The organism is Bradyrhizobium xenonodulans (genome assembly GCF_027594865.1).
GTDB classification, from domain to species: domain Bacteria; phylum Pseudomonadota; class Alphaproteobacteria; order Rhizobiales; family Xanthobacteraceae; genus Bradyrhizobium; species Bradyrhizobium xenonodulans.
Genome location: NZ_CP089391.1, coordinates 4930908 through 4950608, shown reverse-complemented (window position 1 = coordinate 4950608; position 19701 = coordinate 4930908). Strand labels below are relative to the sequence as shown.

The 19701-nt window shown below is 65.7% G+C and carries 22 protein-coding genes and 2 tRNA genes; 14 read left to right on the top strand and 10 right to left on the bottom strand.

From position 1 onward, the window contains the following. Positions 1–159 precede the first annotated feature (159 nt). Both I3J27_RS23565 and I3J27_RS39110 read left to right on the top strand, forming a co-directional pair. Positions 160–867: an outer membrane protein gene (locus I3J27_RS23565; RefSeq protein ID WP_270160782.1), complete on the top strand. Its 708-nt coding sequence runs from the start codon at positions 160–162 to the stop codon at positions 865–867. 281 nt (positions 868–1148) lie between these two features. Further along, complete coding sequence (locus tag I3J27_RS39110) at positions 1149–1391, top strand: DUF6719 family protein (protein WP_306416989.1); 243 nt, start codon at positions 1149–1151, stop codon at positions 1389–1391. 36 nt (positions 1392–1427) lie between these two features. Here the strand turns inward: I3J27_RS39110 and I3J27_RS23555 are convergent, their stop codons facing one another. After that, on the bottom strand, positions 1428–1682 hold the full coding sequence (locus I3J27_RS23555) for a hypothetical protein (RefSeq protein ID WP_270160780.1): 255 nt from the start codon (positions 1680–1682) through the stop codon (positions 1428–1430). 303 nt (positions 1683–1985) lie between these two features. Then, complete coding sequence (locus I3J27_RS23550) at positions 1986–2399, bottom strand: hypothetical protein (protein WP_270160779.1); 414 nt, start codon at positions 2397–2399, stop codon at positions 1986–1988. 106 nt (positions 2400–2505) lie between these two features. On the opposite strand from I3J27_RS23550, the gene I3J27_RS23545 reads away from it, so the two are divergent. After that, complete coding sequence (locus I3J27_RS23545; protein ID WP_270160778.1) at positions 2506–2670, top strand: hypothetical protein; 165 nt, start codon at positions 2506–2508, stop codon at positions 2668–2670. 3 nt (positions 2671–2673) lie between these two features. On the opposite strand, the gene I3J27_RS23540 is transcribed toward I3J27_RS23545, so the two are convergent. Continuing rightward, entirely contained in the window at positions 2674–2892 is a 219-nt protein-coding gene (locus I3J27_RS23540) for a hypothetical protein (RefSeq protein WP_270160777.1), read from the bottom strand. A 217-nt stretch (positions 2893–3109) separates the two neighbouring features. Between I3J27_RS23540 and I3J27_RS23535 the strand changes: the two genes are divergently transcribed. The 4 genes from I3J27_RS23535 (at position 3110) to I3J27_RS23520 (ending at position 7139) form a co-directional block, all read left to right on the top strand. Next, complete coding sequence (locus tag I3J27_RS23535; RefSeq protein ID WP_270160776.1) at positions 3110–4807, top strand: methyl-accepting chemotaxis protein; 1698 nt, start codon at positions 3110–3112, stop codon at positions 4805–4807. 328 nt (positions 4808–5135) lie between these two features. Beyond that, positions 5136–5855, top strand: coding sequence for a class I SAM-dependent methyltransferase (locus I3J27_RS23530; protein WP_270160775.1), 720 nt, complete (start codon positions 5136–5138; stop codon positions 5853–5855). 71 nt (positions 5856–5926) lie between these two features. Then, positions 5927–6634: a class I SAM-dependent methyltransferase gene (locus tag I3J27_RS23525; protein WP_270160774.1), complete on the top strand. Its 708-nt coding sequence runs from the start codon at positions 5927–5929 to the stop codon at positions 6632–6634. Between the two features lie 85 nt (positions 6635–6719). After that, positions 6720–7139, top strand: a complete 420-nt coding sequence (locus I3J27_RS23520) for a GFA family protein (protein ID WP_270160773.1) — start codon at positions 6720–6722, stop codon at positions 7137–7139. A 16-nt stretch (positions 7140–7155) separates the two neighbouring features. Here I3J27_RS23520 and I3J27_RS23515 read toward each other — a convergent pair. Then, positions 7156–7230: transfer RNA gene (locus I3J27_RS23515), tRNA-Thr, on the bottom strand. Between the two features lie 179 nt (positions 7231–7409). Further along, positions 7410–7886 carry a hypothetical protein gene (locus I3J27_RS23510; protein ID WP_270160772.1) on the bottom strand — a complete coding sequence of 159 codons (477 nt, stop codon included), beginning with the start codon at positions 7884–7886 and terminating at the stop codon, positions 7410–7412. A 285-nt stretch (positions 7887–8171) separates the two neighbouring features. Here I3J27_RS23510 and I3J27_RS23505 point away from each other — a divergent pair, with 285 nt between their 5' ends. Both I3J27_RS23505 and I3J27_RS23500 read left to right on the top strand, forming a co-directional pair. Continuing rightward, positions 8172–8657, top strand: coding sequence for a hypothetical protein (locus I3J27_RS23505; protein ID WP_270160771.1), 486 nt, complete (start codon positions 8172–8174; stop codon positions 8655–8657). A gap of 43 nt (positions 8658–8700) precedes the next feature. Then, positions 8701–9195: a hypothetical protein gene (locus I3J27_RS23500; RefSeq protein WP_270160770.1), complete on the top strand. Its 495-nt coding sequence runs from the start codon at positions 8701–8703 to the stop codon at positions 9193–9195. Positions 9196–9384: 189 nt separating this feature from the next. Here I3J27_RS23500 and I3J27_RS23495 read toward each other — a convergent pair. Then, positions 9385–9470: transfer RNA gene (locus I3J27_RS23495), tRNA-Tyr, on the bottom strand. Between the two features lie 207 nt (positions 9471–9677). Between I3J27_RS23495 and rlmB the strand changes: the two genes are divergently transcribed. Beyond that, a complete protein-coding gene (gene rlmB, locus I3J27_RS23490) occupies positions 9678–10505 on the top strand; it encodes a 23S rRNA (guanosine(2251)-2'-O)-methyltransferase RlmB (RefSeq protein ID WP_270160769.1) in 828 nt (275 codons plus the stop codon). A 20-nt stretch (positions 10506–10525) separates the two neighbouring features. On the opposite strand, the gene I3J27_RS23485 is transcribed toward rlmB, so the two are convergent. Next, a complete protein-coding gene (locus I3J27_RS23485) occupies positions 10526–11557 on the bottom strand; it encodes an LLM class flavin-dependent oxidoreductase (protein WP_270160768.1) in 1032 nt (343 codons plus the stop codon). Positions 11558–11702: 145 nt separating this feature from the next. Further along, positions 11703–12569 (bottom strand): LysR family transcriptional regulator, encoded by an 867-nt coding sequence (locus I3J27_RS23480; protein ID WP_306417074.1) that lies wholly within the window; start codon positions 12567–12569, stop codon positions 11703–11705. A 171-nt stretch (positions 12570–12740) separates the two neighbouring features. Between I3J27_RS23480 and I3J27_RS23475 the strand changes: the two genes are divergently transcribed. The 3 genes from I3J27_RS23475 to I3J27_RS23465 are packed head-to-tail and all read left to right on the top strand — an operon-like array spanning position 12741 to position 15859. Next, positions 12741–14099: an MFS transporter gene (locus I3J27_RS23475; RefSeq protein WP_270160766.1), complete on the top strand. Its 1359-nt coding sequence runs from the start codon at positions 12741–12743 to the stop codon at positions 14097–14099. Beyond that, complete coding sequence (locus I3J27_RS23470) at positions 14096–14593, top strand: GAF domain-containing protein (protein WP_270160765.1); 498 nt, start codon at positions 14096–14098, stop codon at positions 14591–14593. The genes I3J27_RS23475 and I3J27_RS23470 overlap by 4 nt, the downstream gene beginning before the upstream one ends. Positions 14594–14611: 18 nt before the next feature. Further along, positions 14612–15859, top strand: a complete 1248-nt coding sequence (locus I3J27_RS23465) for a metal-dependent hydrolase family protein (RefSeq protein WP_270160764.1) — start codon at positions 14612–14614, stop codon at positions 15857–15859. Positions 15860–15889: 30 nt separating this feature from the next. Here the strand turns inward: I3J27_RS23465 and I3J27_RS23460 are convergent, their stop codons facing one another. Beyond that, positions 15890–16870 (bottom strand): NADPH:quinone oxidoreductase family protein, encoded by a 981-nt coding sequence (locus tag I3J27_RS23460; protein ID WP_270160763.1) that lies wholly within the window; start codon positions 16868–16870, stop codon positions 15890–15892. A 55-nt stretch (positions 16871–16925) separates the two neighbouring features. Continuing rightward, entirely contained in the window at positions 16926–18983 is a 2058-nt protein-coding gene (locus tag I3J27_RS23455; RefSeq protein ID WP_270160762.1) for an ATP-dependent helicase, read from the bottom strand. Positions 18984–19109: 126 nt separating this feature from the next. Here I3J27_RS23455 and I3J27_RS23450 point away from each other — a divergent pair, with 126 nt between their 5' ends. Beyond that, entirely contained in the window at positions 19110–19700 is a 591-nt protein-coding gene (locus tag I3J27_RS23450; protein WP_270160761.1) for a TMEM175 family protein, read from the top strand. Position 19701: the final 1 nt, after the last annotated feature.

Here is a 19701-nt window from a genome sequence, read left to right as displayed (position 1 = left end):
GACAAAATTGGTCGGCGCAAGCCGACGTGACGGAACAAAATCGCGTTGTTGCCACCCCGTCACAGTCTCGAACGATCAACGTTCCGGCATCGCCGCGAAGCAACCCAATTCACGCCACGTTGTTTGCTGAGTGTCGTAAATGAAAGAACGGGGATGACCATGAAGACGATCTTGCTGGGCGCTGTCGCCTTGCTTGCGCTGGCCGCGCCGGCTGCAGCAGCCGATATGCAGCCGCGCCCCTACACCAAGGCCCCGGCCTATACGCCGCCGCAGGCGATCTACAACTGGACCGGTTTCTACATCGGCGGCCATGTCGGCGGTGCGTTTGCCGGCGACAGCAGCTTCCAGTCCAGCGACGCCCGCTTCCTGGGCGGCGTGCAGGGCGGCTTCGACTACCAGTTCGCCCCCAACTGGGTGGTGGGTATCGAGGCCCAGTATTCCTGGCTGCCGACCAACAACAACGGTGTCACGTTCCCGCTGGGCACGCAGGTGACGTCCAACACCGACCAGCTCGGCTCGGTGACCGGCCGCATCGGCTACACCTGGGGACCGACGCTGCTCTACGCCAAGGGTGGTTATGCCTGGCGCAACGGCGGCCTTGGCGTGAACATCGCCGGCGTGCCGCAGGCCTTCACCACCACCGGCAACAGCAAGGATGGCTACACCGTCGGCGCCGGCCTCGAATACATGTTCGCGCCGAGCTGGTCGGCCAAAGCCGAGTACCAGTACTATAATTTCGGCAGCACGACCTTCACCTCCGGTCCGGCCGACATCGTCGGCGTCCGGGGCCGGGAGGACGAGCATACCGTCAAGGTTGGTGTGAACTACCGCTTCGGCTGGGGCGGTCCGGCAGCCACGCGCTACTGACCGTCCGCCCAGGACCAGGATCTGACACCACGATCAGACAAAGGCCGGCTCACGCCGGCCTTTCGTTTGCCAGGCCCTCGCTTGCCGGTCCGTTGCTTGCCAGCTCGTTTGTTTGCTTTGCGTGAACCATCTGGCGCGTCATTTGCAGGCAAACAGTTGGACGCGAGCCTTCTCACGCCCGTCATCGGACGGGCGTAAAGCAAAAATAATTTTTGACGCTTACGGAACTCGCGCTCCGGAACGCGTTATATGAGAATTACCGGGCTGGTGGGACGACAGACATGCGTATCTTGGTGTCGGCAGGTGTGCTCTCGTGCTTCATTTCTTTGCCGTGCTCTGCACAGACAATCCTCAAATCCGAGCCTCTGATGCTGGCACCCTATGAGGTGGCCTTCGTCAAGGACGCCTCCTGCCCATCCGGCAAGGTGCTGAAGGTGACGGGCGCGATCCGGGGGCTGCACCGCCGGAAGGCCTGCGTGGCAATGGCGGGCGAGCAGGCTTCGCTCGCGACCGCGACGCCCTGAGATCTTTCCCGAGTTCTCCGGCCTTACCGGCCGACCTCAAGAATTCAGCTCGAGCTCCAGCCTGGACTGCCGTTCAGCCTCCGCCTTATTCCTGGCGGGGTCTTCGCCCTGCGCTGCCCGGCAGGGCTTGATCTCGTAGTCGTTGTCGAGCACCCGGCGCGGCCCGGGGCGATCGTCATCGGCGCTGATATCCACGACGAGTCCGCTGCGCTGCGCGAGCTTCCAGATGTCGGCCTCATCGGGATAGGCCTTGCTGATTTGAGCATCGTTACAGAACAGGGCGTACGGCATTCTTCCGCTCCGGGAAAACGCGTTAACGAGTCACGGGGCGAGGGGTTCCGGCCGGAGAGGCGATCACGGGGCCGTGATCGGGCGGCCGGGCCCTGAGTCCTTAACGAGTCCTGAATCCGCGAAAAAAGAATCCCCGGGACTCATTTGCCGGAATCAGCGGATGTTTTCGGTCATGACGAGCGACCTGAAAACCTCCTGCGGGCACATGCTCCTGCCGTTGACGGTGGCGCTGTTCGGTGCCTGTGCGGCCAATCTCTGGCTGGTCTGGTCCTGGTTATAAGGACCGGTGAGGCGGTCGCTGCCTCATTTTTCTACCGGAGGGCGGGGGGAGGCGTCGCCGATGGCGGCGCGCAATTTGATCAGGGTGGCCGCGCAATATTCCTCGCGCTCGCGCTCGAACCGCTCCTGATGCTTGCGGAAATTGGCGATGCGGGCCTGCATCTCGGAACGGAAATCGCCGCCTGTCCGCGCCGGCGGAATGATGACGGGCGGGAGCGGCGGGACGACTTGCGGCGGCTCGATCTCGATGGCGAAGGTCTGGGCGGCAACGGTCTCGACGGTGACGATCCCCGCCGAGACCTCCGGCGCAGCCGCTGGGATCTCCGGCGCGGCCGCTGGGGTCTCCGGCGGATGGGCGTCATCCCTTTTGCCGGTTACCGATTGGACGAAGGCCATTGTCTGCGCGATCAGTGCGTCGCGCTCCCTGATCCACTTCATGGTCCACCTCTGTTGAAGGCTATTCCAGCAAAGCTGGCCGGCCGAATCAAGCAGGCAGACCGTATGGGGGATTGCATATTTTTCCCGAACGCCCGACAGTGACGGGATGGACGCCGAAAGCAACCAGTCGGAGGAAGCGCAGGGCCTGAGGCTCATCCGCGCGTTCCTGTCACTGCCGCCCGACAAGCGGGCGGAGGTGATCGCGTTCGTCGAGGAATTGGCGCGCGCCCAAGGCCGGCCCGAGGCGGGCACGGAGGTATCGCCGACGTGAGCGCTATCGCTCGCGCGGGTTGACGTTGGGTGCGAACGGCGCCCCGACCACCCGGACCGGTGTCGGATCGCCCACGTCGATCGTCGCGCGTTCGGCGACCTGCGTTGCCGGAGCCGGCCCTGGCGCCAGCTCGAATAGCGCAACGGTGCCGGCCACGGCGACACAGCACAGCGTCACCGTCGCCAGCAGAAACATGTTTCGGTTTTCTTCCTTGATCAGCATGGACCGACAACGGCTGACGCCGGCGACCGGTTCCGCCAGCGCCCGGAGTGCATCCCGAAACGGGCCGAAGCTTACGCGAAGCTTACGCCGGCACCCGAATAGTTATTTTTCCGTATGACTATTCAGGGCATTTGGCATCAAATTTTAACGTCCACCGGTTCCAATGCCCGTTGCTGGGATTACGCGTCGGCAGAAAAATCATTGGGACGGCTGAGAGATGAGCTTCTTGAACAATCTGAAAATCGTGTGGAAGGTCGCGCTGATCGTGGCCGTGATGGGATGTGCGATGGTCGCCGTCGCCGCCTTCGGCACGCGTGAACTTTCGGCGACCGTCGACGGGTTCGGCGAGCTCGCCGCCGCGCAATCCTCCGCACTCAATCTGTCGCGCGCGCAGCGCCGGGCCGAGACCTATCACGCGGCGCTCTATGCGATCTTCACGGAGACGACCGAGGCGGGCAACGCCAATCGCCTCAAGACCGCCAACCAGAACCGGGACGAAATCCGCCAATTCCTGGACGCGGCAGAGCAGGACGATCCGTCGCGCGCAACCGAGATCAAGAGCCTCGGCAACCAGTTGAAGGCCGTGTTTGCCGGCTGTGACCCCGTGCTCCTGGCCGGCACCCAGGCAAGCAGCACCGAGGAGAATGCAAGGGCCTCCCAGCGCGCGCACAAGGAGTGCGACCCGCTGATCGACGCGGCCCTGGCGCGCATCGCCCAGTTCACGACCGAGACCGGCAAGCTGGCTGCCAAGCGCAAGGACGCTCTCGAGCGTGACGCCAAGTCCGCGACCTGGACCGTGATCGGCGTCAGCGCCGGCGGCCTCATCGTCGGCATCGCGATTGCGCTGTTCATCGGCCTCAAGGCGATGTCGCAGCCGGTCGCCCGGCTCAAGCTCGCCATGGAGGGCCTCGCCCGCAACGATCTCAAGACCGAGGTGCCGGAGAAGGACCGGCACGACGAGATCGGCGACATGGCCAGGACCGTCGAAGTGTTCAAGACTAACGCGATCGAGGTCGAGCGCCTCAAGGCTGCGCAGGTCGAAGCGGAGAAGCAGGCTGCCGAGCAGCGCAAGCGCGACATGTTCAACCTTGCCGACGGCTTCGAACGTGCGGTCGGCGAGATCATCGAGACGGTGGGCTCGGCGTCCACCGAGCTCGAAGCGTCGTCCTCGACGCTCGCCACCACCGCGCAGCGCGCGCAGGAGCTGACCTCGGTGGTCGTGGTCGCTTCGGGCGAAGCCACCGGCAACGTGCAGTCGGTTGCGACCGCCACGGAGGAGCTGTCCTCCTCGGTCAACGAGATCAGCCGGCAGGTGCAGGAATCCGCGCGGATGGCGGGCGAGGCCGTCACCCAGGCCCGCACCACGACCGAGCGCGTCAGCGAGCTCTCGGTCGCGGCCACGCGCATCGGCGACGTCGTCGAGCTGATCAACACCATCGCGGGCCAGACCAACCTGCTGGCGCTGAACGCCACGATCGAGGCGGCACGTGCCGGCGAAGCCGGCCGCGGCTTCGCGGTCGTTGCCGCCGAGGTGAAGACGCTAGCCGAGCAGACCGCGAAGGCGACGGGCGAGATCAGCCAGCAGATTTCCGGCATCCAGTCCGCGACCCAGGACTCCGTCAACGCGATCCGCGACATCTCCGCGACGATCGAGCGGCTGTCGGAGGTGTCCTCGACCATTGCCGCGGCCGTCGAGGAGCAGGGCGCCGCGACCCAGGAGATCTCGCGCAACGTGCAGCAGGCCGCGCACGGCACCCAGCAGGTCTCCACCAACATCACCGACGTGCAGCGCGGCGCGGCCGAGACCGGCTCCGCGTCCTCGCAGGTGCTCTCGACTGCCAAGATGCTGGCGACCGACAGCAACCGGCTGAAGGACGAAGTCGGAAAATTCCTCCGGACGGTGCGCGCGGCGTAAGTCCGCGCGGCCGCACGTTCCGCCGCGCGTTCTAAAGCGCGACGAGATCGCGCTTTAGGTTGTTGTTGGGCATGATCTTTTCGGAAAGCCGCTGCACACTTTTCCGGATCATGCTCGATCACGCCAGCAGAAAACCGAGCGCGAGGACCAACAGCACGGCCGTCATCACGACGGCCGTCACCGCGCCGGCGGCAATCATGGCCTTCTCTCTGGGGGTGGTCGAGCGCATCGGATGCGCATGCTACCTGATGTTGAACTCTGATCCAATCTGTGGTCAGTAGCCGTCCCCGCGAGGCAAGCGGCAACATCCATTTCCGAAGGTCAACCCATGAGCGAGGATGTCAGCGACGGCTGGGCCGCGTCCGCGGCCGCCTGGATCGTCGAACAAGGTGATGATGGCGACTATGGCCGCCGCTTCGTGCTGGACGCGCCCATGCGTGAGCGCATCGGAGGCCGCGGTTTTTGCAACGCGCTCGACGTCGGCTGCGGGGAGGGGCGCTTCTGCCGCATCATGCAGCGGGCCGGAATCCGCACTACCGGCATCGATCCCACCGAAGCCCTGCTTGCGCGCGCCAGGGAACTGGATCCGGCCGGCGACTATCGGCTTGGCCGCGCCGAGACCATGGACGCTGACGCCGATTTCGATCTCGTCGTCAGCTATCTCAGCCTGATCGACATGCCGGACCTCGCCGCGTCAATCGCGAAGATGGCGGCGGCGCTGCGGCCTGGCGGCACGCTGCTGATCGCCAATCTGACCAGCTTCATTACCGCAGGCCCGCCCGAAGGCTGGACGCGCGACGGCGAGGGCGTCCTGCGCTTCACCATCGATCACTACATGGACGAACGGGCGACCTGGGTGAGCTGGCGCGGCATCCGGGTCCAGAACTGGCATCGTCCGCTCAGCACCTACATGACGCTCCTGCTCGATCACGGCCTCCAATTGCGCCTGTTCGTCGAGCCGGAGCCCGCGGGCGGCAACCCCGACAGGAATGCCTTTCATCGACGGGTGCCTTACTTCCACATCATGGAGTGGCAGAAGCCGGCGTGAGGGAGATTTCGGACGTGATGCGTCGCATGTATGGTGAGCCGACGACGGAATTTTGATGTGAGCCTCAAGCGATGATCGCCAACCGTCCACCCGCGCTCGCGCATGAGCGGTTCGTCGCCGATCGCGAGAAGTTTGCCGGCCTCGATCTTGCCGCACGGTTCGAACGGATCGAGCGGACGAACCTGTGGGGCGCGGCCACCTCGGTCTCGGGCCTCGGCTCGGAGGACCCGGCGACGGCTGCGATCCGGGAGGAGCTTCCTCCCTTGTTACGGTGGCTCGGCGCGCGCTCGCTGCTCGATGCGCCCTGCGGCGATGCCGGCTGGATCGGCCGCATGAAGCTCGATGTCGACTACACCGGCATCGACATCGTGCCGTCGCTGGTGGAGGCCAACAATCAGCGCGTGGCGCGTGGCGAGCTGGCCGGCCGGTTTCTCGTCGCCGACATCACGCGCGATGCGCTGCCGCGCGCGGACGTCATTCTCTGCCGGGACTGCCTGGTTCATTTGAGCTTCGACAACATCGCCCGCGCCGTCGGCCGCTTTGCCGACAGCGGCGCGCACTTTCTGCTGGTCACGACATTTCCCGAATGGGATGCAAATCGCGATTGCGAGGACGGCGACTGGCGCGCGCTGAACATGGAAAGGGCGCCGTTCGACTGGCCCGCGCCACGCGCGCTGATCAACGAGCGCTGTGAGGAGGGCGACGGTGGCTGGCGCGACAAGAGCGTCGGGCTGTGGCGGCTGGATGAATTGCCGCCTGATGGCGTGGGATTGGCCTGACTCACTCCTGGCAGAGGCGATCACGGCGCCCCCGGTGGAACAAAGCGCCGGGCATTCGACAGTGTGAGGCAATGGAGTGGGTTCGATGATCGACGCCAGATGCAGATGCGGCGCTGTTTCAGTTTCGCTTCCCGGGCCGACCGGGTTGGTCGCGGCCTGTCATTGCATCGATTGCCAGCGGCGCACGGGCGCGCCGTTCGGCGTCGGTGCATTCTATCCGGCTGAGGCGGTGACGATCTCGGGAACGCCGAAGGAGTACGTTCGTGCCGCCGAAAGCGGCGGTATGGTCCGCTCCTATTTTTGCTCGGACTGCGGCTCGACCGTGTATTGGAAGGCCGACAATCTGCCGGCGATGATCGGTGTTGCCGTCGGTGCGATCGCGGACCCAAATTTTCCGGCGCCGATCAGATCGGTTTTCGAGCGGTCGAAGCACAGCTGGGTCGACGTCAACGGTGCCGCGGTCGAGCACTTCCAGCAAAGCAGTGTGCCGAAGACTTCAAGTTGAGGATCGCATCGAGCGCTGGTGCCGGCTGAGGGGATTGAACCCCCGACCTTCGGTTTACAAAACCGCTGCTCTACCGCTGAGCTAAGCCGGCGACGCTCATGAAGCGGGGCAGGGACCGGCCTGTGCCGACGCTGTCCGCCCGTGCGCGCCGCAATACCAGACTTGATCGGAAAGTGCCAGAACCCGAACGTGGTGGTCGCAGACGTGGATCAGGCGGCCCAAGAGCCGCCTGATCCACCGCCTGATGTGTCGCGTTCGCGCTAGATCGCCTTACTGGCAGATGTGCTGGCGGCCGTCTTGCCCCTTGAACCAGGTGCCGGGCGTGCAGACGAAGCCGTTGCGCTGGGCGTAGGTGCGCGTGTCCCAGTTGCGATTGTCCCAGCCACGGTTGTCCCACGAATTGTCGTAGGCGTAGGAATTGTCCAAGGCGCGGAACGGAGCGCTTGCGATCGCGCCGGCGGTACCGATGGCGGCGCCGGCCACACCCGCTGCGACGTCGGTCGGCCAGAAGCCGGTGCGGCTCCTGTTCCAGTCGTTATTCCAGTCGCCATTGGTCTGGCGCGCAGAGACGCGGCGATGGCGATAGCGGCTGTCGGTGTACGGGTTTCCCGCTCCGAGGTTCTGGCAGTTGGCGTTAGCGAATTGGGCCGAGCAGCGGGCCGGATTATTGACCACCGTCTGTGCCATTGCAGGGCCCGCGAGAGTGGTGGCCGCGATCGCGACGGCGCCGAGGAGTTTGATATTCATGATTGTGGCTCCCGTTGTGATTGACGGGGGCTAAATGCCGAGAGCGTCCGACGTTCCGGTGAAACCGGCTGATTTTTCGCAGCTCGACGGTCAAACGGACGTGAGCACGCGGATCTGGTTCCGAACAAACGGCTCCGTGCCGTTAACGCTTTGCTAGTTCGCGTTGCAGCATTTGAGCGGCGCGCAATCCTTACACATTAGGCTTACCGGAAGTTGGTGAGCGGACCTTAACCCTCTCTGCGTTGCGATCGGATAGGTTGTCGTTCGGATAATCGGGGTCCTCTCATGCGCGCATCAGCGCTCGCTGCCTTTCTGATCGGACTGCCCGCGACGGCGTTTGCCGGCGGCGGCTTCGATATCGTCGTTCCCGGCCGTCCCGGCGTGCCGATCATCATCAACAACATCGACGCGTCCTACAGCGTGGTCGAGGGTGTCTGGGGCCTCGGCAAGAACGTCCAGGTGCAGCCAACGATCTATGGCGGGCGCTACATCGCCGAGCGCCAGCCCGACGACGTCGGCCATTATTATCCGACGATGGGCCTGCGGCCCGGCTACGGCCGGCTCGAGGTCGAGCCGCCCGCGAACCGCAAATTGCCGAAGCCCGCCGAGAGCTATCACCAGAGCTGGGGCGCGCAATCGGCGCCGCTGCCGCCGCAGATGGACGTGCCCGTCAATCCGCCGCCGGTGATCCTCGCGCCCGAGATCAACGACCATCCGCGGCCTCCTCGGCCGCGGCCCCATGCCGAGGGGGCCGGCAGGCCGCCCGGTTAAGAAACGTCAAAATCCAAAATACGAAAATCAACAGGAGAGAGTAATGCGTCAGATGATTTCGGGACTGGTCGCGGCGGCTGCCGTGATGTTCGCCGCCACCGCGCCCGCCGCGGCGTGCGGCTTCAGCACATGCGCGCCGGTTGCCCCGGTCTATTCCGGCTGCAACAGCGGCTGCGGCGGCTATGGCTACGGCGCCTATGAGCGCCTCGCCGAGCCGACCACGCAGTATTACTACGTCAACCAGGGCCCGACCTATACCGGCCCGGGCGCGTTCGCGCCGTATCCGACCTACCGTGAGGACGCGGTCGTTGCGCCCGCCAATTACGGCTACGGCTATCGCGCCGCCGCGGTGGCGCCGCCGGTCGCGTATCGCTATCACCGGCCGCATTACCGTCCGTATCATTATGGCTATGGTCCGCGCACCGGCTATCTGCCGCGCACGCATTACGGCTATGGTCCGCGCTACGGCTACGCTCATCGCCGCGCGCCGGCGCCGTACTATTACGGCGGCCATCGCGTGCTGCGCCGCTATTACTGATCTCTGATCGGTTGAGCCGACGAGACGCCCGTTCGCGTGAAGCGGACGGGCGTTTTGTATTGCTGGTGTTGGGCGTTGCGAGCTCGCGTTCGCCTCAGTCCGTCTTCGCCCTACGGGCTTCGCCGGACACCACGCTTCACCCTTCGGGCATCTCGTGGCTGCGCCACGCGTAGCCCGAAGGGTGAAGCGTGGTGGGGGAGGCAGGACTCGAACCTGCGAAGCCATGAGGCGGCTGATTTACAGTCAGCTCCCTTTGCCACTCGGGACACTCCCCCGCTCGACGGCAGCACAATCGGGCCGGACCTTGCCGGCGGACCGAAGACGGCCATGGAACGTGAAGGCCGCGACAGCCCGGATGGGGGCGCGACCGGGCGCGGTTATGGGCGAAGCGGTGGGGTAAAGTCAACCGAGGCGAACAGCTAAAATCGCCCTCGAAGCCTCCCAAATTGCCATATTCGAGGACCCGTGACACAAGCGGGCTCATGAAGGATCGAAAATTCACCCCCAGGCGGCCTCGCGGCGGGGCTAAGCCCTTCAACAGGCCCGGGAAATCGGCCGGCCGGCCGGCCTGGCGCGACCGCGATTCGCACGCCGACGGGCCGGTCATCCTCTATGGCTGGCACACCGTCACCATGGCGCTGGCCAATCCGGAGCGGCGGATCCGCAAGCTGACGCTGACCGAGAACGCCGCGAAGCGGCTTGCGGACGAAAACATCGAGACCCGCGTCACGCCCGAGATCGTCCGGCCCCAGGAGATCGACCGTCTGCTCTCGCCCGATGCCGTGCATCAGGGGCTGCTCGCGGAAGCCGATCCTCTGCCTTCGCCCGACATAGAGACCTTGACGCAGGAAGGCATGGTGCTGGTGCTCGACCAGATCACCGATCCCCACAATGTGGGCGCCATCCTGCGCTCGGCCGCGGCCTTTGCGGTAAAGGCGATCGTCACCACCGCGCGCCACAGTCCGGAAGCCACCGGCGTGCTCGCGAAAGCCGCCTCCGGTGCGCTCGAGCTCGTGCCAATGATCACCGTGCAGAACCTCGCCCGCGCGCTTACCACGCTGAACGAGTGTGGCTTCCAGACCGTCGGCCTCGACAGCGAAGGCACCGAGAACCTCTCGGACGTCACGTTGCGCGCGCCGCTGGCGCTGGTGCTCGGCGCCGAAGGCAAGGGGCTCCGGCAATTGACGCGCGAAACCTGCAGCGTCGTGGCACGGCTCGACATGCCGGGCGAGATCAAGAGCCTCAACGTGTCCAATGCGGCCGTGCTCTCGCTCTATGTCGGCGCGAGCCGGCTCGGGCTGATGAAGTAGGCGGCGCTGTTGTCGAACCGCTACGCCATCATCTCCCGCACCATCGGCACCACCTTGCGCCCATAGAGCTCGATGCTCCGCATCAGCTTCTCATGCGGCAACGGCCCCGCCGAATATTTCAGCTGAAACCGCGAAATACCAAGCGCCTTTGCCGTCGCGGAGATCTTGAGCGCGACCGTTTCCGGCGAGCCGACATAGAGCGAGCCGTGCTCGGCCTCATTGACGAACTCGTCGCGCCCCATCGGCGGCCAGCCGCGCTCCTTGCCGATGCGGTCGCGCATCGCCTTGTAATCGGGCCACAGCTCCTCGCGCGCCTGCTCGTCCGTCTCGGCGACGTAGCCGGGCGAATGCACGCCGATCGGCTGCGCGGGGCGGCCGAACTCCTTGAAGGCGCGGTGATAGAGATCGACGAAAGGTGCAAAGCGCGTCGGGTCGCCGCCAATGATCGCGAGCATCAAAGGCAGGTCATAATGCGCGGCGCGCACCACCGATTGCGGGCTGCCGCCGACGCCGATCCAGGTTTTCAGCGTGCCGTTCTCGACCGGAGGATAGACCAGCTGGTCCTTCAGCGGCGGACGCAGCTTGCCTTCCCAGGTCACCGGCTGCTGCGACAGCAGCGCCGCGAACAGATCGAGCTTTTCCTCGAACAGCTCTTCGTACTTGCGCAGATCAAAGCCGAACAGCGGAAAGGATTCCGTGAACGAGCCGCGGCCGAGGATCACCTCGGCACGCCCGTTCGAGAGCGCGTCCAGCGTCGCAAAGCGCTGGAACACGCGGATCGGATCGTCCGAGCTCAGCACCGTCACGGCCGAGCCGAGATGGATGCGCTTCGTCCGCGATGCGATCGCGGCGAGCACGGTCTCCGGCGAGGAGATCGCGAAATCGGCGCGGTGGTGCTCGCCGAGGCCGATGAAGTCGAGGCCGATCTCGTCGGCGAGCACGGCCTCCTCGACCACGTTGCGGATCACCTGCGCATGCGGAAGCATGGCGCCGCCCGCGTCCTTCGTCACGTCGCCAAAAGTATCCAGTCCGAATTGCAGCGGTGCGGTCATTGATGAGGTCTCTGGGCGCGGCTTGCGCCTGTCGTTTGGGAGGGGATTGTTTGCGGTGGAGCTAGGCCGCAGCGGCTGGTGCAACAATGCTGTTCCGGGAAACGCACCGTTTCCTTTTTGGATTGTGTTGGACCGGTGTCCGCACTCAGTCGGCCTCGGCGAACATCTCGACCAGGGTCTCGCGCAGCCAGCGCTGTGCCGGCACGGTGTCGTTGCGCTGGTGCCAGAACAGGCTGACGATGCGCGGCGGCGCCTTCAGCGGAAGCGGCATGGCGTGCAGGAACGGCGCGTGCCTCGATTGCGAGCGAAGATCGCTCGGCAGCACGGCGATCAGGTCGGACTGGCGCACGACCTCGTAGGCAGCGCTGTAGTGATTGACGGTCGCGACCAGGTTGCGCGACAGCCCGCGCGAGGCGAGGAAGAGGTCGTAGGACGGCAAGGTCTTGCCGGCGAGGCTCACATCGACATGCGCCGCATTGAGGAAGCTGCGCGTGCCGAGCCGCTTCTGTGCGGCAAGCGGATGGCCACGCCGCATGAAGCAAGAATAGTCGACGGTCCACAGCGAGCGCGAGCGGATGGCGGCGGGCTGCTGCGCCTCGTTGACATAGACGCTGAGCACGCAATCGACCCTGTTGTCCTCGAGCTGGTCGGCGATCTCCAGGACGGTGTTGGGGATGGTGTGGACGCGTGCCTTCGGCGCGACCCTGCCGAGATGGTTCAGCAGCTTCGGCATCACCAGCGAAGCGACGTAGTCCGACATCGACAGGCTGAACTCGGTCTGCGCGCGTGCGGGATCGAAGGTCTGCTCGTCCAGGGCGCGGCGGACGGTTTCGAGTGCCTCGCCGATCGGCCCCCACAGCGCCACCGCGCGCTGGGTCGGACGGATGCCGGTGCCGGAGCGGACGAACAGGGGGTCGCCGAGCGCGTCCCGCAGCCGCGCGAGCGCGTTGCTGACCGCCGGCTGCGTCATCAGCAGCGCGTTCGCGGCGCGCGTGACGCTGCCCTCGGTCATCAGGGCCTCGAAGACTTTCAGCAGGTTGAGGTCGAGCGATCGGAACGACAGAACATTCACCACAGTGATGTATCAGATCAAGATTATAAATTATGACGATAATGTCTCATTGTCTATGGTTCCCCAAAGGGACACGCGGTGCGCCGGGCCGCCAGACAGAGGGGGACTTTCATGTCGATGATTTCGGCGCGCATCGAGCGCCTGCCATTCGCGCGCTTCCACACGCATCTCTTGTTGATGGGCGGGCTCGGCTACATGTTCGACGCGATGGACGCAGCCGTGCTGGCGTTCATCCTGCCGGTGCTGCGCACGGCGTGGAATCTGTCGAGCGTGCAGATCGGCGTGCTCGGCAGCAGCACCTATATCGGCTTCCTGTTCGGCGCGTTGCTGGCGGGCACGCTGGGCGACCTGATCGGCCGTCGCGCGGTGATGATGTCGGCGCTGGCGCTCTATTGTGCCGCATCCATCGTCAGCGCGATGGTGGACAGCTGGCCGTCCTTCTTCGCGGCGCGCGTCGTCGCCGGCATGGGCACCGGCGCCGAGAGCGCGATCATCGCGCCTTACCTCGCCGAGTTCGTGGCACGGCGCTTCCGCGGCAGCTTCACCGGCGCGCTGGCCGGCTTCTTCTCGTTCGGTTTCGTCGCGGCCGCCTTGCTGGGCTACTTCATCGTCCCGGCCTATGAGAACGGCTGGCGCATCGTGCTGGTGATCACCGCGGTGCCGGTCGTGATGCTGCTGTGGTGGCGCAGGGCGCTGCCGGAATCGCCGCGCTGGCTGGAAAGCCGGGGCCGGGAGAAGGAAGCCGAAGCGGTGCTGGACCGGATCGAGGCCGGCTTCGCGCGCCAGGGCCTTGTGCTGCCGCAACCGGTCGCCGAAGCCGCGGCGCCGGCCGGGACCGGCGGAACGCTGCTCGCGAATTTCGCCGCGCTGCTCGCCGGCCGGCAGGCCCGCATCACCATCATGACCTGGATCATGTGGCTGGCGATCACCTTCAGCTATTATTCCTTCTTCGTCTGGATCCCGGGCCTCTTGGTCCAGAACGGCATGAGCATCACCAAGAGCTTTGCCTATTCGATCGCGATCTATTGCGCGCAGATTCCCGGCTATTTCAGCGCCGCGTATTTCAACGAGCGCATCGGCCGGCAGGCGACGATTGCGTCCTACATGGTGCTCGGCGGCATCAGCGCGCTCGGGCTCGCCTTCGCGCAGAGCGATCAGCACATCATGGTGGCGGGTATCTTGCTGTCCTTCTTCATGAACGGCACCTATGCGGGCGTCTATGCCTATACCGCCGAGGTGTTCCCGACGCCGGTTAGAACCACCGGCGCAGGCCTCGCCTCCGCGATCGGCCGGATCGGCGCGATCATCTCGCCGATCCTGGTCGGCTACCTCTATCCCAATTTCGGCTTCGCCGGTGTGTTCGGCCTCACCACCAGCGTCCTTCTGCTCGGCGCGCTCACCGTCGTGGTGATGGGCGTGCCGACGCGCGGCCGATCGCTGGAAGACATTGCCGCGGGCGAAGTCGCATGAGGGAGACGCCACGCCGAGCCGATCCGCTGCTTTGCACGGTGGCGGCTGCGCAGGGCAGGGCGGATCAGCCGATCGCCCTGTTCTCGGCGCTCGACGACGCCTTGAAATCGGCGATCGGGCACAAGCTGTTCACGATCCTGACCTATGACGACGATACGAGAGATGCGGCGCGGGTCTATTCCAATCTCCCCGGACCTTACCCCACGGGCGGACGCAAGCGCCTGGCGACCGGGCCGTGGACCGAGGCCGTGCTCGACCGCGGCGAGGCCTATATCGGCCGCAGCCGGGACGATCTGCGCGAGGTGTTTTCCGATCACGAGCTGATCGCTTCGCTCGGCTGCGAGAGCGTGCTCAACATGCCGGTGCGCTGGCGCGGGCGCACGCTCGGCTCGCTCAATCTACTTCACGAGGCGGGCTGGTACGGCGAGGACGATATCGCCGCGTGCCTTCCCTTCGCCCAGTTCGCGCTGCCGGCTTTGCTCACACAGTCCTGACCAGACAGGAAACGATCCATGTCCAGCATCCTCTTCAAGAACGCCGCTTTGCTTGATCCGCTTCAGCCGGACTTGCTGGAGGGGCATCACGTGCTGGTCGAGGACAATCTGATCAAGGAGGTCTCCGACCGGCCGCTCCAGGCCTCGGCCGACCGCACTATCGACCTGAACGGCAAGACGCTGATGCCCGGCCTGATCGACCTGCATGTGCATGCGGTCGCGGTCGAGCTCAATTTGTCGCAGCAGGTGCACATGCCGAACGTGCTGGTGACGCTGCGCTCGACGCTGCTGCTGCGCGGCATGCTCAGGCGTGGCTTCACCACGGTCCGCGACGCCGGCGGCGCCGGCCATGCGCTGAAGCAGGCGATCGAGACCGGCCTCACCGACGGTCCGCGGCTGTTCGTCTCCGGCCGTGCACTGAGCCAGACCGGCGGTCACGGCGACATGCGGGCGCGTTCGGACTATCTCGCCAGCGACGCGCCGTGTCCCTGCTGCGTGCGTGTCGGCGCGCTGGCGCGTGTCGCCGACGGCGTCGACGGCGTGCGCAAGGCCGCGCGCGAAGAACTCCAGATGGGCGCCGACCAGATCAAGATCATGGCGTCCGGCGGCGTGGCGTCGCCGACCGATCCGGTCGGGGCCTTCGGGTACTCCGAGGACGAGATCCGCGCCATCGTCGAGGAGGCGCGCGGGCGCCAGACCTATGTGCTCGCTCATGCCTACACCGCCGCCGCGATCGAACGCGCGGTTCGCTGCGGTGTGCGCACCATCGAGCACGGCAATCTGGTCGATGCGCCGACCGCGCGCCTGATGGCCGAGAAGGGCGCCTATGTGGTGCCGACGCTCGTCACCTACGAGGCACTCGCTAACGAGGGCGCCCAATATGGCCTGCCGCCGGAGAGCGTCGCCAAGATCGCCGACGTCCGCGATGCGGGTCTGCGTTCGCTCGCGATTTATCGCGATGCCGGCGTCAAGATGGGATTTGGCAGCGATCTGCTCGGGCCGTCGCAGCGCCTCCAGAGCGACGAATTCCGCATTCGCGCCGAGATCCTCGGTCCGCGCGCCGTCATCGCCAGCGCAACAGTTATCGGCGCCGAGGTGCTCGGCATGGAAGGCAAGCTCGGCCGGATCGTGCCCGAGGCTGTCGCCGATCTGCTGGTGGTCGACGGCAACCCGCTGCGCGACGTAGCCTGCCTGCTCGGCCAGGGCGAGCACATCCCGATGGTGATGAAATCAGGCAAGGTCCAGTTCGACCGGCTGAACGCGTAATGACCGCCACGCCCCGCGCGCCGATGCGTCCTATTTCGAGATGCGCACGACCATCTTGCCGAGCGCCCCGCGCGTCTGCATGGTCCTGAACGCTTCTCGGAAATCGTCCAGCGCGAAGACGCGACCGACCACAGGCTTCAACTTGCCCTCGGCGAGCCAGCCCGTCAGCTCGGACATCAGGCGCTTCTGCACCTCAGGCTCGCGCGTCGGAATCTGCGCGAGGTCGACGCCGAGCAGGGCGCCGCCCTTCAGCAGCGGCAAGTTGAACGGCAATGCCGGGATCGCACCGGCGGCAAAACCGACCACGAGATGGCGGCCGCGCCAGGCAATGGAGCGAAAGGCCTGCACCGAGATTTCGCCCCCGACCGGATCGAAGATCACGTCGGCGCCGTGTCCTCCGGTCAATTCCTTCAGCGTGTCGCGCCAGCCGGCCTGCGTGTAGTCGATCACGGCGTCGGCGCCGTGTTGTTGCGCGAACTCGCGCTTGTCCGGTGTCGACGCCGCTGCGATGACGCGGGCGCCGAGCAGCTTGCCGATCTGAACAGCCGCGATTCCCGTGCCGCCCGCTGCGCCCAGCACCAGAAGCTGCTCGCCCGTGCAGAGCGAGGCGCGTGCACTGAGCGCATAGAGCGCGGTCAGATAATTGGCGCGAAACGAGGCGGCGACCTCGGCCGCGATGCCGTCCGGGAGAGGATAGACCGCTTCGGGACTGACGACGATCTCTTCGGCAAGCGCGCCCGACCGTGTCATCCCCATCACGCGCATGCCGGGCTGATAGCCGCCAGGCCTGCCTGGAGCCTCTTCCACGATCCCGGCGAACTCGGTGCCAGGAATGAAGGGCAGGGGATCCTTGGTCTGATAGCGCCCCTCGATCTTCAAGCCGTCAACAAAGCCGATTCCTGCCGCCTCCACGCGGATGCGCAACTGGCCGGGCTGCATAAGCGGGTGAGGGATATCCTTCAGTGCGATTTGATCGATGGGCGCATATTGCTCGACGACGACGGCTTTCATGTCGGACCTCTGTTGTTTCGCTTATCCTACAGGTCCCGACACCAGCCTCTTGTGTCTACCGCCACATCCCGCGCATCTTCGCCCCGATGTCGATCTTCGGGCCCTGCGCCGCGGTGCGGGCCGCGCCGGCTGCGGCCTTCGGCCAGGCGGCGCGCTCGAACAGGTAGACCAGGGATTCCGGGATGAAGCGGGTGCGCGAGGCGTAGACGTGACGGTCGCCCTTGGCGGCCTGGCCGTGGACGAAGAAGCGCTGCGGCACGACGAGGTGCAAATCGTCCTTGGCGCGCGTCATCGCGACATAGAGCAGCCGGCGCTCCTCCTCCAGCTCGGCGCTGGTACCGGCGCCGAGGTCGGACGGCATGCAGCCGTCCACGACGTTGAGCACGAACACCGACTTCCACTCCTGGCCCTTGGCGGAGTGAATGGTGGAGAGGATCAGATAGTCCTCGTCGCGAAGCGGGGGGCCTGATTTGTCGCTGGTCGCATCCGGCGGATCGAGCGTGAGCTCGGTCAAAAACTTTTCGCGCGAGGCATAGCCGCTCGCGATCTGCTCGAGCTGCATCAGATCGGCGCGGCGCGTTTCGGAATCCTCGTGGATGCGGTCGAGATGCGGCTCGTACCACAGCCGCACGCGTTCGAGATCGGCCGGCCATTCCGAATAGCGCAAATTCTGGGTCGTACGGACGAAGTCGGTCCAGTCCGCGCCGGTGCGCGCCGGCACCGGGAGCTGGCCGAGCGAGGCGAGCGGATCGGTGCTCTCGGCCATCTGGTCGAGCACGCGCTGCGCGGTTGCGGGTCCGATGCCGGGCAGGAGGTGCAGAATGCGGAAGCCGGCGACGCGATCGCGCGGATTTTCGGCGAAGCGCAGCAGCGCCAGCACGTCCTTGACGTGCGCGGCGTCGAGGAATTTGAGCCCGCCGAATTTCACGAAGGGGATGTTGCGGCGGGTCAGCTCGATCTCCAGCGGACCGGAATGCGAGGAGGTCCGGAATAGCACCGCCTGGTGCTTGAGCAGCGCGCCTTGCTCGCGGTTCGCCAGAACCTCCTCGACGATGTAGCGCGCCTGGTCGGCCTCGTCGTGCACGGTGACGAGCTGCGGCTTCTGCAACGCGGTGCGGTCAGTCCAGAGGTTTTTGGTGAAGCGCTCACGGGCAAGACCGATGACGCCGTTGGCTGCCGCCAGCACGGGTTGCGTCGAGCGGTAGTTGCGGTCGAGCGTGATCATCTCCGCGCGGGGCGAGAAGCTTTGAGGGAAGTCCAGGATGTTGCGCACGGTCGCGGCGCGGAACGAATAGATCGATTGGGCGTCGTCGCCGACCACGGTGAGGCCGCGGCCGTCGGGCTTGAGCGCCAGCAGGATCGAGGATTGCAGGCGGTTGGTGTCCTGATATTCGTCGACCAGCACGTGATCGAAACGGCCGCCGATCTCTTCGGCGATCGGCGCATCGCTCATCATCTGCGACCAGTAGAGCAGCAAATCATCGTAATCGAGCACGTGCTGGGCCTGCTTGGCCTCGACGTAAGCCGCGAACAGGCCCTTCAGCTCGGCCGCCCAGCCCGCGCACCAGGGATAGTGCGCCCCCAACACCTTCTCGATCTCCATCTCGGCGTTGACGCAGCGCGAGTAGATCGACAGGCAAGTGCCCTTGGCCGGGAACCGGCTCTCGGTCTTCGACAGGCCGCGCTCGTGCCGGACCAGGTTCATCAGGTCGGCGGAGTCTTCGCGGTCGTGGATGGTGAAGGCGGGGTCGACGCCGATCCGCTCGGCATATTCGCGCAGGAGCCGCGCGCCGATGCCGTGGAAGGTGCCGGCCCAGGTGAGCGCGTCGCGCATGATCGCGGCGTTGTTCTCGCCCAGCACCTTGCGCGCGATGCGCTCGACGCGGCCGGCCATCTCGGCGGCCGCGCGGCGGGAGAACGTCATCAACAGAATGCGGCGCGGATCGGCGCCGGCAACGATCAGATGTGCGACGCGGTGCGCCAGCGTGTTGGTCTTGCCGGAGCCGGCACCGGCGATGACGAGCAGCGGTGCGCCCACGGTCGCGCCATCGACCACGCCGTGCTCCACGGCGCGGCGCTGCTCCGCATTGAGCGTGTCCAGATATGTCGCCACGAATCGCCCCGGTGAAAGGGCGAGAGTCGGCGATTTGCCCGCGAATCGCAATGCGGCTGGACGCAACCGGTGTTAAGACCTAGGGACAAGACGGCCCCAGGTTCCAGCCCGCGAAGTGCACCCGGTATGACCGAGCTCAAGCCCGACCAGTTCGAGATGCGGCGGCTGGAATCGCTCAGCAACACCATCTTCGGCGTCGCCATGACACTGCTCGCCTATGACCTGCCCAGGGCCGCCGTGTTCACCAGCGCGCCGGACTGGAGCGATCTCGCCCGGATCTATTCCGGCAAGCTCGCCGGCCTCGCGCTCAGCTTCATCATCGCCGGCGTGTTCTGGATCAGCCATCACCGGCGGCTGGCGCGCCAGCCCGTCGGCAGCCGCGGCGCGGTGATCCTCAATCTGTTCTTCCTGCTCTCGATCGTGCTGCTGCCGGTGACCAACGGTCTCTACACCAATTATCCCATGAGCAGCGCGGTCGCCGTGCTCTATGGCCTGCATCTGACCGCGATCGCCGGCCTCAATGCCTGGCTGTGGTGGAGGATCCTTGGCGGCTGGCGCCACGAGATCATGGCCTCGATGTTTCCGCTGCTCGTGTTCATCCCGGGCACGGTCGTTGCGGCGTTCGCGCCGCGTGTCGCGCCCTTCGTGTGGTTCATTGCTTTCGGCGGCCTCGTGATCCAGCGCTTCACCATCGCACGGTCCGAGCCGGACGCGTAAG